Source organism: Ralstonia flaminis, from assembly GCF_958415495.1.
Classification (GTDB): Bacteria; Pseudomonadota; Gammaproteobacteria; order Burkholderiales; family Burkholderiaceae; genus Ralstonia; species Ralstonia flaminis.
Map to the genome: position 1 here is coordinate 380,411 of NZ_CATZLL010000003.1, position 14,750 is coordinate 395,160.

15 protein-coding genes are annotated in these 14,750 nt (G+C 62.2%); 14 read left to right on the plus strand and 1 reads right to left on the minus strand.

What is annotated here, in order from left to right; genetic code table 11:
- Nucleotides 1-132 precede the first annotated feature (132 nt).
- The 10 genes from rpsA (at nt 133) to R2N11_RS06605 (ending at nt 9,757) form a co-directional block, all read left to right on the plus strand.
- On the plus strand, nt 133-1,821 hold the full coding sequence (gene rpsA, locus R2N11_RS06560; RefSeq protein WP_199028546.1) for a 30S ribosomal protein S1: 1,689 nt from the start codon (nt 133-135) through the stop codon (nt 1,819-1,821).
- Nucleotides 1,822-1,867: 46 nt separating this feature from the next.
- On the plus strand, nt 1,868-2,296 hold the full coding sequence (locus R2N11_RS06565) for an integration host factor subunit beta (RefSeq protein WP_199028544.1): 429 nt from the start codon (nt 1,868-1,870) through the stop codon (nt 2,294-2,296).
- Nucleotides 2,297-2,501: 205 nt separating this feature from the next.
- Nucleotides 2,502-2,825: a LapA family protein gene (locus R2N11_RS06570; protein WP_316680551.1), complete on the plus strand. Its 324-nt coding sequence runs from the start codon at nt 2,502-2,504 to the stop codon at nt 2,823-2,825.
- A gap of 3 nt (nt 2,826-2,828) precedes the next feature.
- Nucleotides 2,829-4,103, plus strand: coding sequence for a lipopolysaccharide assembly protein LapB (gene lapB / locus R2N11_RS06575; RefSeq protein WP_316680552.1), 1,275 nt, complete (start codon nt 2,829-2,831; stop codon nt 4,101-4,103).
- Between the two features lie 62 nt (nt 4,104-4,165).
- On the plus strand, nt 4,166-5,530 hold the full coding sequence (locus tag R2N11_RS06580) for a UDP-glucose dehydrogenase family protein (RefSeq protein WP_199028538.1): 1,365 nt from the start codon (nt 4,166-4,168) through the stop codon (nt 5,528-5,530).
- Between the two features lie 41 nt (nt 5,531-5,571).
- On the plus strand, nt 5,572-6,504 hold the full coding sequence (gene rfaE1, locus R2N11_RS06585) for a D-glycero-beta-D-manno-heptose-7-phosphate kinase (RefSeq protein WP_199028536.1): 933 nt from the start codon (nt 5,572-5,574) through the stop codon (nt 6,502-6,504).
- An 18-nt stretch (nt 6,505-6,522) separates the two neighbouring features.
- Nucleotides 6,523-7,518 carry an ADP-glyceromanno-heptose 6-epimerase gene (gene rfaD, locus R2N11_RS06590; protein WP_199028534.1) on the plus strand — a complete coding sequence of 332 codons (996 nt, stop codon included), beginning with the start codon at nt 6,523-6,525 and terminating at the stop codon, nt 7,516-7,518.
- A gap of 135 nt (nt 7,519-7,653) precedes the next feature.
- A complete protein-coding gene (locus R2N11_RS06595; RefSeq protein ID WP_199028533.1) occupies nt 7,654-7,971 on the plus strand; it encodes a ComEA family DNA-binding protein in 318 nt (105 codons plus the stop codon).
- 123 nt (nt 7,972-8,094) lie between these two features.
- The gene (gene cysM, locus R2N11_RS06600; RefSeq protein WP_199028531.1) at nt 8,095-8,997 is read left to right on the plus strand and encodes a cysteine synthase CysM; all 903 of its coding nucleotides are present in this window, start codon (nt 8,095-8,097) and stop codon (nt 8,995-8,997) included.
- Between the two features lie 16 nt (nt 8,998-9,013).
- Nucleotides 9,014-9,757 carry a hypothetical protein gene (locus R2N11_RS06605; RefSeq protein WP_316680553.1) on the plus strand — a complete coding sequence of 248 codons (744 nt, stop codon included), beginning with the start codon at nt 9,014-9,016 and terminating at the stop codon, nt 9,755-9,757.
- Between the two features lie 72 nt (nt 9,758-9,829).
- Here the strand turns inward: R2N11_RS06605 and mltB are convergent, their stop codons facing one another.
- Nucleotides 9,830-10,954 (minus strand): lytic murein transglycosylase B, encoded by a 1,125-nt coding sequence (mltB, locus tag R2N11_RS06610; RefSeq protein WP_199028527.1) that lies wholly within the window; start codon nt 10,952-10,954, stop codon nt 9,830-9,832.
- 141 nt (nt 10,955-11,095) lie between these two features.
- On the opposite strand from mltB, the gene R2N11_RS06615 reads away from it, so the two are divergent.
- The 4 genes from R2N11_RS06615 to R2N11_RS06630 all read left to right on the plus strand — a co-directional run bounded on the left by R2N11_RS06615 (nt 11,096) and on the right by R2N11_RS06630 (nt 14,722).
- The gene (locus tag R2N11_RS06615) at nt 11,096-12,019 is read left to right on the plus strand and encodes a histone deacetylase family protein (RefSeq protein ID WP_316680554.1); all 924 of its coding nucleotides are present in this window, start codon (nt 11,096-11,098) and stop codon (nt 12,017-12,019) included.
- A 178-nt stretch (nt 12,020-12,197) separates the two neighbouring features.
- Nucleotides 12,198-13,247, plus strand: a complete 1,050-nt coding sequence (locus R2N11_RS06620; RefSeq protein WP_316680590.1) for a methionine ABC transporter ATP-binding protein — start codon at nt 12,198-12,200, stop codon at nt 13,245-13,247.
- Nucleotides 13,237-13,890 carry a methionine ABC transporter permease gene (locus R2N11_RS06625; protein WP_009238641.1) on the plus strand — a complete coding sequence of 218 codons (654 nt, stop codon included), beginning with the start codon at nt 13,237-13,239 and terminating at the stop codon, nt 13,888-13,890. Before R2N11_RS06620 ends, R2N11_RS06625 begins: the two co-directional genes overlap by 11 nt.
- 31 nt (nt 13,891-13,921) lie before the next feature.
- Nucleotides 13,922-14,722, plus strand: coding sequence for a MetQ/NlpA family ABC transporter substrate-binding protein (locus R2N11_RS06630; protein WP_316680555.1), 801 nt, complete (start codon nt 13,922-13,924; stop codon nt 14,720-14,722).
- Nucleotides 14,723-14,750 lie beyond the last annotated feature (28 nt).

Here is a 14,750-nt window from a genome sequence, read left to right on the forward strand (position 1 = left end):
GGTTGATCTGGTCCGATCGGTGCCGGTGGCATGTTGCCGCTGGCGGTTGTTCAACTCGTAACCCCGCATGCGCGTGTCTTCGCCCATTGAGCGAAAGCTATGCGAGGCATGTTCTGCGGATGCCTATTTTTTATGTCCCAAACTAACGAATCTTTTGCCGCCCTGTTCGAAGAGTCGATCGCCAAGTCCAATATGAAGGCTGGCGAAGTGATCTCTGCGGAAGTTGTGCGTATTGACCACAACTTCGTCGTTGTGAACGCGGGCCTGAAGTCCGAAGCATTTGTTCCGGTCGAAGAATTCCTGAACGACCAGGGCGAGCTGGAAGTGCAAGTCGGCGACTACGTTTCGGTCGCGATCGACGCACTGGAAAACGGCTACGGCGACACCATCCTGTCGCGCGACAAGGCCAAGCGCCTGGCTTCGTGGCTGAACCTTGAGAAGGCACTGGAATCCGGCGAGATCATCTCCGGTACCGTGACCGGCAAGGTGAAGGGCGGCCTGACCGTCATGGTCAACGGTATTCGTGCATTCCTCCCGGGTTCGCTCGTCGACGTACGTCCGATCAAGGACACCACGCCGTACGAAGGCAAGACCCTCGAATTCAAGGTCATCAAGCTGGACCGCAAGCGCAACAACGTTGTGCTGTCGCGCCGTGCCGTGGTTGAAGCCACGCTGGGCGAAGAGCGTCAGAAGCTGATGGAAACGCTCAAGGAAGGCGCGATCGTCAACGGTATCGTCAAGAACATCACCGACTACGGCGCGTTCGTGGATCTGGGTGGCATCGACGGTCTGCTGCACATCACCGACCTGGCATGGCGTCGCGTGCGTCACCCGAGCGAAGTGCTGTCGGTTGGCCAGGAAATCACCGCCAAGATCCTCAAGTTCGACCAAGAGAAGAACCGCGTCTCGCTGGGCGTGAAGCAACTGGGCGAAGATCCGTGGGTCGGCATCTCGCGCCGTTACCCGCAAGGCACCCGCCTGTTCGGCAAGGTGACCAACCTGACCGACTACGGCGCGTTCGTTGAGATCGAAGCCGGCATCGAAGGCCTGGTGCACGTGTCCGAAATGGACTGGACCAACAAGAACGTGGCTCCGTCCAAGGTTGTCCAGCTGGGCGACGAAGTGGAAGTCATGGTCCTGGATATCGACGAAGACAAGCGTCGTATCAGCCTGGGCATGAAGCAGTGCAAGGCCAACCCGTGGGACGACTTCGGCCGTAACCACAAGAAGGGCGACAAGCTGTCGGGTCAGATCAAGTCGATCACCGACTTCGGCGTGTTCATCGGTCTGCCGGGCGGCATCGACGGCCTGGTGCACCTGTCGGACCTGTCGTGGCAAGAGACTGGCGAAGAAGCTGTTCGCAAGTACAAGAAGGGCGACGAAGTGGAAGCCGTCGTGCTGGCCATCGACATCGACAAGGAACGCATCTCGCTGGGTATCAAGCAGCTGTCGGGCGATCCGTTCAACAACTTCGTGTCGACCAACGACAAGGGTTCGATCGTGAATGTCACGATCAAGACCGTTGATCCGAAGGGTGCCGTGGTGCAGCTGGCTGACGACGTGGAAGGCTACCTGCGTGCCTCGGAAATCTCGAGCGACCGCGTGGAAGATGCCCGCAACGTGCTGAAGGAAGGCGAAACGATGACCGCGATGATCGTCAACATCGATCGCAAGTCGCGCAACATCAACGTTTCGATCAAGGCCAAGGACAGCGCCGACCAACAAGAAGCGATGCAGAAGTTCTCGGCAGATACTGGCACCGCCGGTACGACGAACCTCGGCGCGCTGCTGAAGGCGAAGCTGAACGAAACCAACCAGTAAGCATCTACCGGGTCGACCCTATCAAGACGGCGAGGACGCGCGCACGATGCCCATGACCAAGTCCGAACTCGTGGAAAAGCTTGCCGCCCGCTTTCCGCAGCTGTTGCTGCGGGACGCGGACATCGCGGTCAAGACGATTCTGGATGCGATGTCCGACGCCTTGGCGGACGGCCACCGCATCGAGATCCGTGGATTCGGCAGTTTCGGCCTGAATCGCCGTCCGCCGCGCGTCGGTCGCAACCCCAAGTCTGGCGAGAAGGTGCTGGTGCCCGAAAAGCGGGTGCCCCACTTCAAGGCGGGTAAGGAGTTGCGTGAGCGAGTCGACCGCAGCTTGGCGCAACAAGGTGAACCTTCTTCGGAGGGTGAGCCAGCTGTGTCGCTGATGGCTGTCAAGGCAGCGCGGCAGGCTGAGTGCAATCGCCAGACGGCCGGTTTTTCGGCGGATACGGTGGTGCCGCTGGCCATGTCACGCTAAGCCTAGGTTGTAGAAGGTCGTTTCAGAAGCGCCCCGGTTTTACCGGGGCGTTTTCTATTGTGGCGATGGCTTTTCGCGCAGCCCTTGGCGTGGCTGGCCATCATATGAATCCGCTACAATGCGGCTCAATCCGGCAATCGAGTGCTGCCCAGTCTCACTGGATTGCGCCGCCGTTTGTTTCCGCGCTGTTTGTTACTGAGTCTGCATGAAATTTCTCGTCTGGGTCATCCGCATCCTGTTGTTCGTGCTGCTCTTTGCGCTGGCATTGCACAACACGGCGGAAGTCTCGCTGGTGTTGCCGTTTGGCGTGGCTTGGCATGCGCCGTTGATTCTGATCGCGCTGGCATTCTTCGTGGCTGGGATCCTGCTCACCATGCTGGCGATGACGCCGCGTGTGGTGCGCCATCGCTTTACCGCCAGCCGCCTGCGGCGCCAGATTGGGCGCATGAAGAAGGCGGAAGAGGTGGCCGAGCCCACTGCGCCCGTCGTTGCTGATTCCCCTTATCACGTTCCCGGCCCCAAGGTCTGACGCATGGACTTCGATCTCTGGTGGCTGTTGGCCATCCCGCTGGTGTTTGGCTTGGGCTGGGTCGCTGCGCGACTCGACGCCCGCCAGTTGCGCACCGAACAGTCGTCGCTGCCGCGCTCTTATTTCAAGGGGCTGAATTTCCTGCTCAATGAGCAGCCGGACAAGGCTATCGATGCCTTCATCGAGGTTGCCCGCCTTGACCCGGAAACCACCGAATTGCACTTTGCGCTCGGCAGCCTGTTCCGCCGCCGCGGCGAGACCGAGCGTGCCATCCGTGTGCACCAGAACCTCGTCAACCGCCCTGATCTACCGGCCAACGAGCGCGATCACGCGTTGTATGAACTCGGCCAGGATTTCCTGCGCGCTGGCCTGCTGGACCGCGCGGAAGAGTCCCTGCGGATGCTGATGGAAGGCACGTTTGCCGAGCCTGCCAAGCGCGTACTGCTAGAGCTGTACGAGGTCGAAAAAGAATGGCGCAAGGCCATCGATGCAGCGCGCGAACTGCAGACCCTTCAGGGTAAGGATTACGCCGTCCAGATCGCGCAGTTCTGCTGTGAGTTGGCGCAGGAGTCTCTGCAGCGCAAGGATGTTCCGATCGCCATTGAGTGGCTCGAACGCGCGCTGCAGGAGAACCCGAAGAATGTGCGCGCCACCATCCAACTGGGCGATGTGGCGCAAGGGCAGGGCGATACCGAAGGCGCAATCAAGCGCTGGCGCAGTATCGAACAGCAGAATCCAGCATTCCTGCCGCTGGTGGCCGAGCGGCTGATGAAGGCGTATACCCAACTTGGCCGTGCCGCAGAAGGGCTGGCGTGGCTGCGCTCCAAGATGGACGCGCGCCTGGGCCCGGAACTGCTCGATACGGTCTACAAGTATGAATTGGACGTACACGGTATCGACGATGCCGTGGCACTGATGCGTGATCAGATCCGCCGTCAACCGTCGCTGATGGCGCTCACGCGGCTGGTGGAGGCCGAGGCGACGCGCGCTTCCGAGGCGGTTGGTCATGAGGCGCCCGCCACGGCAGATGTGGCAGAGAGTGCGCTGGCCGATCCGGTCGAGGATGGCAGCAACGCAGACATCCAGCGTGCACAGGATCTGGGTGCCATTCGAGATCTCTTGCAAAGTCGCACACGCAACCTGGCGCGCTATACGTGCCAGGAATGCGGTTTCCGCGCGCGCCTGTTCTATTGGCAGTGCCCTGGCTGCAACCGCTGGGAAACCTACTCACCGCGCCGCACCGAGACGCTTGGCGGCAGCGGCGGGGCCAGTATGTAATTCAGTCCGGCGCGGTTGGTTGTCCATCGCGCCGGCGCTTTTCTAATCTTTGAAGTGTTCGTATGAAAATCACCATCATCGGTAGCGGTTATGTCGGTCTGGTCACCGGCGCGTGTCTGGCGGAGCTGGGCAACGATGTGTTCTGCCTCGACGTCGACCAGAAGAAGATCGACCTGCTCAACGCCGGCGGCGTGCCCATCTACGAACCGGGGCTCAAGGAGCTGATCGAGCGCAACCGCGCGGCCGGCCGCATCCAGTTTTCGACTGACGTGGCAGCCAGCGTCGCGCACGGTGATGTGCAGTTCATCGCCGTGGGTACGCCGCCGGATGAAGATGGCTCGGCGGACCTGAAATACGTACTGGCCGCTGCACGCAACATCGCCCAGCACATGAACGGCTTCAAGGTGATCGTCGACAAGTCGACCGTGCCTGTTGGCACCGGCGACAAGGTGCGCGCTGCCGTTGCCGAAGTATTGGCCACGCGCGGCAAGTCCGATGTCGGCTTCTCGGTGGTGTCGAACCCCGAGTTCCTGAAGGAGGGCGCCGCGGTGGACGACTTCATGCGCCCGGACCGCATCGTGCTCGGCACCTATGCCGACAACGATGGCCAGCGCGCCAAGGCGATGATGCGCACGCTCTACGCGCCGTTCAACCGCAACCACGAACGCACCTTCTACATGGATGTGCGCTCGGCGGAATTCACCAAGTACGCCGCCAACTCGATGCTGGCCACGCGTATCTCGTTCATGAATGAGATGGCCAACCTCGCCGACAAGGTGGGCGCTGATATCGAACTCGTGCGCCTGGGCATTGGCTCCGACCCACGCATCGGTTACAGCTTCCTCTACGCCGGTACCGGCTACGGGGGCTCGTGTTTCCCGAAGGATGTGCAGGCGCTGGTGCGCACTGCGCAGGAGTACGGTCAGACGCTGCACGTGCTGGAGGCCGTCGAGGCCGTCAACGACAAGCAGAAGGAAGTGCTGGTCGGCAAGATTGAAGACCGCATGGGTGCAGACCTGACGGGGCGCACGTTTGCCATCTGGGGCTTGGCTTTCAAGCCGAATACCGATGACATGCGCGAAGCGCCGAGCCGTATCCTGATCGCTTCGCTGCTCTCACGCGGCGCACGTGTGCAGGTGTATGACCCGGTCGCCATGGAAGAGGCGCGTCACGCACTGGCGCTCGATCTTTCTGCCGAACAGCTGGAACGCGTGACATTCTGCGCTGGTCAGATGGACGCGCTCAAGGACGCCGATGCGCTGGTCATCGTGACCGAGTGGAAGGCGTTCCGCAGCCCGGACTTCAACGCTGTGAAGGCACTGTTGAAGACGCCAATGGTGTTCGACGGCCGTAACCTGTTCGAGCCGCAAGCCATGCGCGATGCGGGCTTTGAATACCAGGCCATCGGGCGCTCCACCCAATCGTAATCACGTTGCCGCGACCCTCGGCCGCTGCCGACGCCAGACCCATGACTGCTCTCGCTTCAGAACAGATCAACGCCGCCCGCATTCTCGTGGTGGGCGACATGATGCTCGACCGCTACTGGTTTGGCGACGTTGAACGGATTTCGCCCGAAGCACCGGTGCCCGTCGTGCAGATCAAGCGCTCGGACGAGCGCTTGGGTGGCGCAGCCAACGTGGCGCGCAATGCCGCTGCGCTCGGAGCGCAGGTGGGCATGCTGGGCGTGATTGGCGACGATGAACCCGGCCGCAGCATTGAAACACTGCTCGGTGAGAGCCGGGTTACGGGCCACCTGCATCGCGATCCGGCCGTCAATACGACGATCAAGCTGCGTGTGCTGGCGCGTCAGCAGCAGTTGATCCGTGTCGATTTCGAGAACCCGCCTACGCACGAAGTGCTGATGTCGGTGCTCGATCGTTTCGGCACGCTGGTGCCGCAGCATGACGTGGTGGTCTTGTCCGACTACGGCAAAGGCGGCCTCACGCATGTGGGCAAGATGATCGAAGCGTCGCGTCAAGCTGGCCGCCGCGTGCTGGTCGACCCGAAGGGTGACGATTATTCGCGCTACAAAGGCGCGACCATGATCACGCCCAATCGCGCCGAGATGCGCCAGGTGGTCGGCTCGTGGAAGTCGGAGCAGGATTTGACGATCCGTGCACAGAACCTGCGCCGCGAGCTGCAGCTCGAAGCGCTGCTGCTGACACGCTCGGAAGAGGGCATGACGCTGTACACCGAGCACGAAGTGCTGCACGTGTCGGCCCAGGCACGTGAGGTGTACGACGTGTCGGGTGCGGGCGACACCGTGATCGCCACGCTGGCCACGATGCTGGGTGCTGGCGCCAGCCTCAAGGAAGCCGTGCAGTACGCCAACCGCGCGGGCAGCATCGTGGTCGGCAAGCTGGGCACGGCCGTTGTGACTTACGCAGAACTCTTCAACTGATCAACTGATCCACCGATCATGACCATCATCGTCACCGGCGCGGCCGGCTTTATCGGCGCCAATATCGTCAAGGGCCTGAACGCACGCGGCGAGACCGACATCATCGCCGTCGACAATCTCACGCGCGCCGACAAGTTCAAGAACATCGTCGACTGCCAGATCAGCGATTACCTAGACAAGACCGAATTTGTCGAGCGCTTTGCGCGCGGCGATTTCGGCAAAGTTCGTGCGATCTTCCATGAGGGCGCCTGCTCCGACACCATGGAGACCGATGGCCGCTACATGATGGACAACAACTACCGCTACACGCTGGCGGTGATGCGTGCGTGCCTGGATCAGGGCGTGCAGTTCCTCTACGCCTCGTCGGCGGCTACGTATGGTGCGTCGGAAACCTTCCGCGAAGCGCCGGAGTTCGAGCGTCCGCTCAATGTGTACGGCTACTCCAAGCTGCTGTTCGATCAGGTCGTGCGCCGCGTTATGCCGACGGCACTCTCGCAGATTGTCGGCTTCCGTTACTTCAACGTGTACGGCCCACGCGAGCAGCACAAGGGTCGCATGGCCTCGGTCGCGTTTCACAACTTCAACCAGTTCCGCGCGGAAGGCACCGTCAAGCTGTTTGGCGAGTACAACGGCTACCCGCAGGGTGGCCAGATGCGCGACTTCGTGTCGGTGGAAGACGTGGTGAAGGTCAACCTGTTCTTCTTCGACAACCCTGACAAGTCGGGCATCTTCAATCTGGGCACTGGCCGTGCGCAGCCGTTCAACGACATCGCCACGACGGTGGTGAACACGCTGCGCGGCGCAGAAGGCAAACCGGTGCTTTCCACCGAGGAACTGGCGCAGGAAGGTTTGATTGAATACGTGAAGTTCCCGGATGCGTTGCGCGGCAAGTATCAGTGCTTCACGCAGGCCGATCAGTCGCGTCTGCGTGCAGCGGGTTACACGGCGCCGTTCCTGACGGTACAGGAAGGCGTGGAGCGCTACTGCCAGTGGTTGCTGAAGCAGCCTGCGTGATCACCAGTAATCAGACAGCGCGTGACTTTTTGTTTGCGCGCCACAGCGTCCTGGTGATGGTCCTTAAGATGCGTTGAAACCGCCACACGATGTGGCGGTTTTTTCATCTCTGAACCCAAGAATCAGGAGGAGCACATGCTGAAGAAATTGTTGGCCGTTGCGTTGATGTCGCTGTCCATGCTGTCGGCCGCGTGGGCGTCGGTGGATGTGAACACCGCGGATCATGCCGGGCTGGAGACGTTGTCCGGCATTGGCCCGAAGCGTTCCAAGGCCATCATTGAAGAGCGCACCAAGAATGGTCCGTACAAGGATGCCGCCGACTTCAAGTCTCGCGTATCCGGCATCGGCGACAAGACGCTCGCCAAGCTCGAAAATGAAGGGCTGACGTTCGGCGCGCCCGCGCCCGCACCGGCTGCAGCCAAGAAAGACGGCAAGGACGCCAAGAAGAAGTAAGCGCCTTGATCGGTTCTCCCGCGACGCCCCGCCCATGCGGGGCGTTTTGCCATGTGCCGGGCATGGCCTTCGGACCACAGACAGGCTGCATTACAATGGTCCGATTCCCTTTCCCCACGCATCATGGCTTATCTCACCATTGAAGACACCATCGGCAACACGCCTTTGGTTCAGCTCCAACGCATTCCAGGCGAAGGCAATGCGCGACGCGGCAACGTTATCCTCGGCAAGCTAGAAGGCAACAACCCGGCTGGCTCGGTCAAGGATCGCCCCGCGCTGTCCATGATCAGGCATGCTGAGACGCGCGGCCGCATCAAGCCGGGCGACACGCTTATCGAGGCGACTTCGGGCAACACCGGCATCGCACTGGCAATGGCGGCGGCCATTCGTGGCTACAAGATGGTGCTGATCATGCCGGAGGATCTCTCGGTGGAGCGCCGCCAGAGCATGGCTGCCTATGGCGCAGAGATCATCCTTACCCCCGTCAAAGGCGGTATGGAATATGCGCGTGATCTGGCCGACGCGATGGAAAAGGAAGGCAAGGGCGTCATTCTCGACCAGTTCGCCAACCCGGATAACCCGCTGGCGCACTACGAGACCACCGGCCCCGAGCTGTGGCGTGACACGGAAGGCCGCATCACGCATTTCGTCTCGGCGATGGGCACGACGGGCACCATCACCGGAGTTTCACGTTTTCTGAAAGAGAAGAACCCGGCCATCCAGATCATCGGCGCGCAGCCGGCCGAAGGCTCGCGCATTCCGGGCATCCGCAAATGGCCGGAAGCCTACATGCCGAAGATCTATGACCCGAAATACATCGACCGCACCGAACCCGTGAGCCAGTCCGACGCCGAGCACATGGCGCGTCGCATGGCACGTGAAGAGGGCATCTTTTGCGGTATCTCGGCGGCCGGTGCATTGTGCGTGGCACTGCGGATCGCCGAAGAAGTCGAGAATGCGACCATCGTGTTCGTGGTGTGCGATCGGGGCGATCGCTACCTGTCGACAGGCGTGTTCCCCGCCTGATCGGGAGCGTGCAGCGATGACGATGCGAATGACACGCATGCGGGCTTGGGCTGTGCCCGTCGTGCTGGCGCTGGCCGGATGGCTCAGCCCTGCACTGGCTGCTGATGCTGAACCGGACGCTGCGGTGCGGGCCGTGGCGGACCAGTATTACCTCGACGCGGGTCGCGACGTGGGCTCGATGTTGAGGCTCCACGACGATGGCGGATTCGAGTGGCGCTGGGTGTCCAGCGTAGACAAGCATGCCGAGGGCATCTGGAAGTTCGACGGTGAGACCATCGTGCTGCAGGCCTACACGCCCGGTAAGCCGACGTTCTACCTGTTCCGTGACGAAGAGCTTGTCCGCGCAAAGCCTGCGGAAGCCGGCACTTGGCTGGCGATCGTAGGGCTACCCGGCAAAGGACCGATGGCGGACGTGGAAGTCCAGTTCGAAGCGCGCTCAGGCAAGACCGTCACCCAAGTCACCCTGCCCAACGGCGACGCCCAGATCGACATGCCTGCCACGGAGGTGTGGGCGCGTGCGGGTTTGCGCCGCAAGGGCACCAGCGATGCCTGGCAATGGTTCGATATTCCGCCGCAGCGCGCCGAGGCTCGGCTGGCTGGGTTTGCCGTCGACAATATCGAACAGCTTGGGCGGGCGCCGTTCGAGCAGATGCGGCTGGTGCGCCAGGGGCGGAACCTGGCCGTGATACGTATCGACGACAAGGTCCTCGACCCTGCGTCGAGCGACACGCGCATGGTGTATCTGCCGCGCTGGAAATAGCTGGTACCGGCGGTTCACTTAACAAAAAAGCGCGGCCGAAGCTGCGCTTTTTCTTTGTGCGAACGCTGATGATCAGCCGCGCATGGCTTGACGAACGGCCTGGCCCAGTTCGTACACCGCTGCGGCATAGAAGAAGCTGCGGTTGTAGCGCGTGAGCACGTAGAAGTTGCGCAGGCCAACGCGGTACTCAGTTGACTGGCCGGGCGTGGGCAGGTCGACCACCAGCACCTCAGTTTCCTGCTCGCGCGTGGCATCCACGCCGGGCGCGAGCGCCAGGCCGGCGCGTGTGAGCTTGGACAGCGTCATGCGCGGATACGGCTGCCCGTCGGCTGCGGCGGCGGCAATGCCCTGGCTGTCGGTATCGCTGGCGATGTTCCACATGACCGGGCGGTTCGGCTCCCAACCGTGCATCTGCAGAAAGTGCGCGACGCTGCCGATGGCATCCACCGCGCTGTTGCGCAGGTCGATGTGGCCATCATGGTCGTAGTCGACGGCGTACTCGCGAATGCTCGTCGGCATGAACTGCGGAATACCCACCGCGCCCGCATACGACCCCAGTACCGAGAATGCATCCGTGCCGGTGTCGCGGCACCAGATCAGGTAGTCCTTGAGCTGGTTGCGGAACATCGTGCTGCGGTCTTGGCGATTGGGCGTGTCGGGGTAATCGAAGGCCAGCGTGGACAGCGCATCCATCACGCGGAAGTTGCCCATGTCGCGGCCGTAGATGGTTTCCACGCCCAGGATGCCGACGATCACGTCAGCCGGCACGCCAAACTCGCTTTCGGCGCGGCGCAGCGTGTCGCCATATTGCTGCCAGAACTGCACGCCCGCGTTGATGCGGATGGGCTCGATGAAGCGGCCACGGTACGCTGTCCAGCTCCGGCGTGCAGGCGTGGCGGGCGGCAGGATCAGGCGTGCCACCGTAGCGGAATAGGCGGTGCCGGCAAACAGGGCATCGAGCGAGGCGCGGTCGAAGTTGTACTGGCCGACCAGTTCGTTGACGAAGGCTTGCGTTTGGGGGTTGTTACGGTAGCGGTCCGGGTCGATCTCTTCTTCATGCACCGCGACGCGGCGCTTTGGGGACTTGGTTGCCTTCTTGGCCGCCAGTGACAGACCGGGGAAGGACAGCGCGGAGAGCGCGGCGCCCGCTACCAGGGCGCGCAATACGGGACGACGGGAAGAAGGCGATTGGCTCATGGGCAGGCTTTCAACGGGATCGGGGCATTGTAGCGGATGGCTCTGCCGGATCGACTCGTCCTGCGACTTGACGCCGCCGTGCTAACGTAGCGGCTGGAGATACATGCACTGAATAAGCCCCAACGGGCATACAAGACGAACATGGCGACCGGCCTCTACACGCATCCCGAATTCCTCAAGCACGAGATGGGGTATCACCATCCCGAGTGCCCGGACCGTCTGCGCGCGATCGAAGATCAACTGATCGCCAGCCGCATCGAAGACCTGCTTGTGCCTTGCGAGGCACCACCTGCGACGGAGGTGCAACTGTGTCGCGTGCACCGGCCTGAATATTTGCGCGAGCTGGTCGCCAACGTGCCGATTGCCGGCTACACGCCAATCGACCCTGACACCTCGATGAACCCGCACACCTACATGGCCGCCGTGCTGGCCGCGGGTGCGGCGGTGGATGCGACTGACAAGGTCATCGCCGGCGAGCTGGAGAACGCCTTCTGCAGCGTGCGCCCGCCCGGCCATCACGCCGAGCCAGGCCGTGCGATGGGCTTCTGCTTCTTCAACAACGTGGCGGTGGCTGCGCGGCATGCGTTGGAGTACCACGGGCTGCAGCGCGTGGCCATCGTCGACTTTGACGTGCACCACGGCAACGGCACCGAGGCAGCGTTTCGCGACGAGCCGCGCGTGCTGATGTGCAGCATCTTCCAGCACCCGTTCTATCCGTACTCCGGCACCGAGGTGGTGGCGGCCAACATGGTCAACATTCCGTTGCCGGCGTACACCAATGGCCTGACCGTGCGCGAGGTGGTGGAAACGATCTGGCTGCCGCGCCTGGAGGCATTCCGGCCGGAGATGCTGTTCATCTCTGCCGGTTTCGATGCACATCGGGAAGACGACCTCGGCCAGATGGGCCTGGTTGAGGCGGATTACGCCTGGATGACGCAGCAACTTATGCAGGTGGCGCGCACCCATGCCAAGGGCCGCATCGTGAGTTGCCTGGAGGGCGGCTACAACCTCAGCGCGCTAGGCCGCAGCGTGGTGGCGCACGTCAAGGCGCTCGCTGAGCTTTAGGCGTCATATGGCGACAAATCGCCTGCAAAATTCGAAAAAGTAATAAAGACATCGTTAAAGAATCGTTCCTCGCATGTAAGGCCTGCCTTACACTAGCGCCTCATTCCAACGATAAAAGAGACGGCAACCGCGCTGGAGCCTGTGAGGCTTGGCGAGTTGCCGTTTTTGTATGCAACACATGATTGAACTCAAGGGGATCTCGCAGCACTTCCGGGGGGCGGGCGGCAATGACGTCCACGCGCTGCGTGACGTTGACCTGACCATCGACCGCGGCGAGATCTTCGGCATCATTGGCCGCAGCGGCGCGGGCAAGAGCACGCTGGTGCGCGTCATCAACCTGCTGAACAAGCCGACCTCTGGCACCGTCACGGTGGCGGGCCAGGAACTCACCGCACTCAATGCCGACGGGCTGCGCCAGGCGCGCCGCAAGATCGGCATGATCTTCCAGCACTTCAACCTGCTGTCGTCGCGCACGGTGTATGACAACGTGGCGCTGCCGCTGGAACTGGCTGGCACGTCGCGCGAGCGTATCCGCGAGATCGTGCTGCCGCTGCTGGACCTCGTTGGCCTGGCCGCGCACAAGGATCGCTATCCGGCGCAGATTTCCGGTGGCCAGAAACAGCGTGTCGGCATTGCCCGCGCACTGGCCAGCCAGCCGGATGTGCTGCTCTCGGACGAAGCCACCTCCGCGCTGGACCCGGAGACCACGCGTTCGATTCTCGACCTGCTGCGCAAGATCAACCGCGAGCTGGGTCTGACCATCGTGCTGATCACGCACCAGATGGAAGTCATCAAGCAGGTGTGCGACCGCGTGGCGGTGCTCGACGCCGGCCGCGTGGTGGAGCTTGGCCGCGTGATCGACGTGTTCCTGCAGCCGCATCACGACGTGACGCGCGCGCTGATCGGCGAGGTCATCTCGCAAGAGCTGCCGCCTTCGGTGCTGGCGCGTGTGGAAAGCCGCCTGGTTGCCCGCGAGCACGGCGGACGCGACCACCTGTTCCGACTCGCCTTTACCGGCGAAGGCGTGGACCAGCCCGTGCTGGCGCAAGCTGTCCGCACGTATGGGTTCGACTTCAACATCCTGCACGGCCACATCGACGAAATTCAGGGCCAGGCCTTCGGCTCGCTGGCGATTTTGGCCACGGGCGACACGGCTGATATCAACAACGCAATGCACTTCCTGCGCGAGCAAGGCGTGGTGGTCGAGGAGATCAATCATGTGGTCTGACCTGACCGATCTGTTCCTGCCGGCCTTCTGGGAAACGCTCGCCATGGTGGGCGTTTCCGGCGGTATCGGTGCACTGTTCGGCGTGCCGCTGGGCGTGCTGCTGTATCTGACGACCACGGGCGGCGTGCTGTCGGCACCGGTGTTCAATCGCGTGGCCGGCCTTGTCGTCAACGCTGTGCGTTCGGTGCCGTTCATCATCCTGCTGGTGGCGGTGATTCCGTTCACGCGCCTGCTGGCAGGCTCGTCCATCGGCACGGCGGCGGCGATTGTGCCACTGACGATCGCGGCCATCCCCTTTGTTGCGCGTCTGGTGGAAACCGCGCTGCGCGAAGTGGACCGCGGCCTGATCGAAGCCGCGCAATCGATGGGGGCGACCACCGGACAGCTCGTCTATAAGGTGCTGCTGCCCGAGGCCATGCCCGGCATCCTGGCGGGTTTGACGATCACCTTCGTCAGCCTGGTCGGTTACTCAGCCATGGCCGGTACCATCGGCGGCGGCGGCCTGGGCGACCTGGGCATCCGCTACGGTTATCAGCGCTATGAATCGGACATCATGCTGGCGGTCGTCGTCATCCTGATCGTCTTCGTGCAGGCGGTGCAATCGACGGGCGATTGGCTCGTGCGCCGCTTGAGCCATCGCTAAACAATCACAGACTCATCTACGAGGGAATGCAATGAATCGTCGTCAACTGCTGCAATGGTCCGCGAGCCTGGGCGCCGCATTGGCACTGGTCGCAGGCAGCGCCCTGGCACAAAGCAAGCCGATCAAGATCGGCGTGACCGCCGGCCCGCACGCCGAGATCATGGAAGAAGTGAAGAAGGTTGCCGAGAAGGACGGCCTGAAGCTCCAGATCGTCGAATTCAACGATTACATCCAGCCGAATGCCGCCCTGGCTGCCGGTGACCTGGATGCCAACAGCTACCAGCACCAGCCGTATCTGGACGACCAGATTGCCACGCGCGGCTACAAGTTCGTGAGCGTCGGCCAGACCATCACGTTCCCGATGGGCATCTACTCGAAGAAGATCAAGTCGCTCAAGGAGTTGAAGGACGGTGCACGCTTCGGCCTGCCGAACGATCCGACCAACGGCGGTCGCGCACTGTTGCTGCTGCAGGCACAAGGCGTGATCAAGCTCAAGCCGAACGCGGGTTTCAAGGCCTTGCCGCGCGATGTGGCCGAGAACCCAAAGAAGCTGAAGTTCATCGAGCTGGACGCCGCGCAACTGCCGCGCTCGCTGGATGACTTGGACGCCGCCGCCGTCAACGGTAACTATGCCGAGAAGGCTGGCCTGGACCCGACCAAGGACGGCATCGCCATCGAAGCCGCCAAGGGCCCGTACGCCAACGTGATCGCCATCCGTGCCGCCGACAAGAACCAACCCTGGGTTGCCAAGCTCGTGAAGGCGTATCATTCCGACGCGGTGAAGTCCTTCGTCAAGACGAAGTACAAAGACGCTGTGATCGTGGCGTGGTAAGCACGTTGACACACGGTTAGAGGGTTTT

Bases quoted from the DNA above. Each gene is read 5' to 3' on its own strand.
- rfaD (WP_199028534.1), top strand. From the start codon at position 6,523: ATGACCATCATCGTCACCGGCGCGGCCGGCTTTATCGGCGCCAATATC.
- R2N11_RS06620 (WP_316680590.1), top strand. From the start codon at position 12,198: ATGATTGAACTCAAGGGGATCTCGCAGCACTTCCGGGGGGCGGGCGGC.
- R2N11_RS06625 (WP_009238641.1), top strand. From the start codon at position 13,237: ATGTGGTCTGACCTGACCGATCTGTTCCTGCCGGCCTTCTGGGAAACG.
- cysM (WP_199028531.1), top strand. From the start codon at position 8,095: ATGGCTTATCTCACCATTGAAGACACCATCGGCAACACGCCTTTGGTT.
- R2N11_RS06605 (WP_316680553.1), top strand. From the start codon at position 9,014: ATGACGATGCGAATGACACGCATGCGGGCTTGGGCTGTGCCCGTCGTG.
- R2N11_RS06565 (WP_199028544.1), top strand. From the start codon at position 1,868: ATGCCCATGACCAAGTCCGAACTCGTGGAAAAGCTTGCCGCCCGCTTT.
- rpsA (WP_199028546.1), top strand. From the start codon at position 133: ATGTCCCAAACTAACGAATCTTTTGCCGCCCTGTTCGAAGAGTCGATC.
- lapB (WP_316680552.1), top strand. From the start codon at position 2,829: ATGGACTTCGATCTCTGGTGGCTGTTGGCCATCCCGCTGGTGTTTGGC.
- rfaE1 (WP_199028536.1), top strand. From the start codon at position 5,572: ATGACTGCTCTCGCTTCAGAACAGATCAACGCCGCCCGCATTCTCGTG.
- R2N11_RS06615 (WP_316680554.1), top strand. From the start codon at position 11,096: ATGGCGACCGGCCTCTACACGCATCCCGAATTCCTCAAGCACGAGATG.
- R2N11_RS06570 (WP_316680551.1), top strand. From the start codon at position 2,502: ATGAAATTTCTCGTCTGGGTCATCCGCATCCTGTTGTTCGTGCTGCTC.
- R2N11_RS06580 (WP_199028538.1), top strand. From the start codon at position 4,166: ATGAAAATCACCATCATCGGTAGCGGTTATGTCGGTCTGGTCACCGGC.
- R2N11_RS06630 (WP_316680555.1), top strand. From the start codon at position 13,922: ATGAATCGTCGTCAACTGCTGCAATGGTCCGCGAGCCTGGGCGCCGCA.
- R2N11_RS06595 (WP_199028533.1), top strand. From the start codon at position 7,654: ATGCTGAAGAAATTGTTGGCCGTTGCGTTGATGTCGCTGTCCATGCTG.
- mltB (WP_199028527.1), bottom strand. From the start codon at position 10,954: ATGAGCCAATCGCCTTCTTCCCGTCGTCCCGTATTGCGCGCCCTGGTA.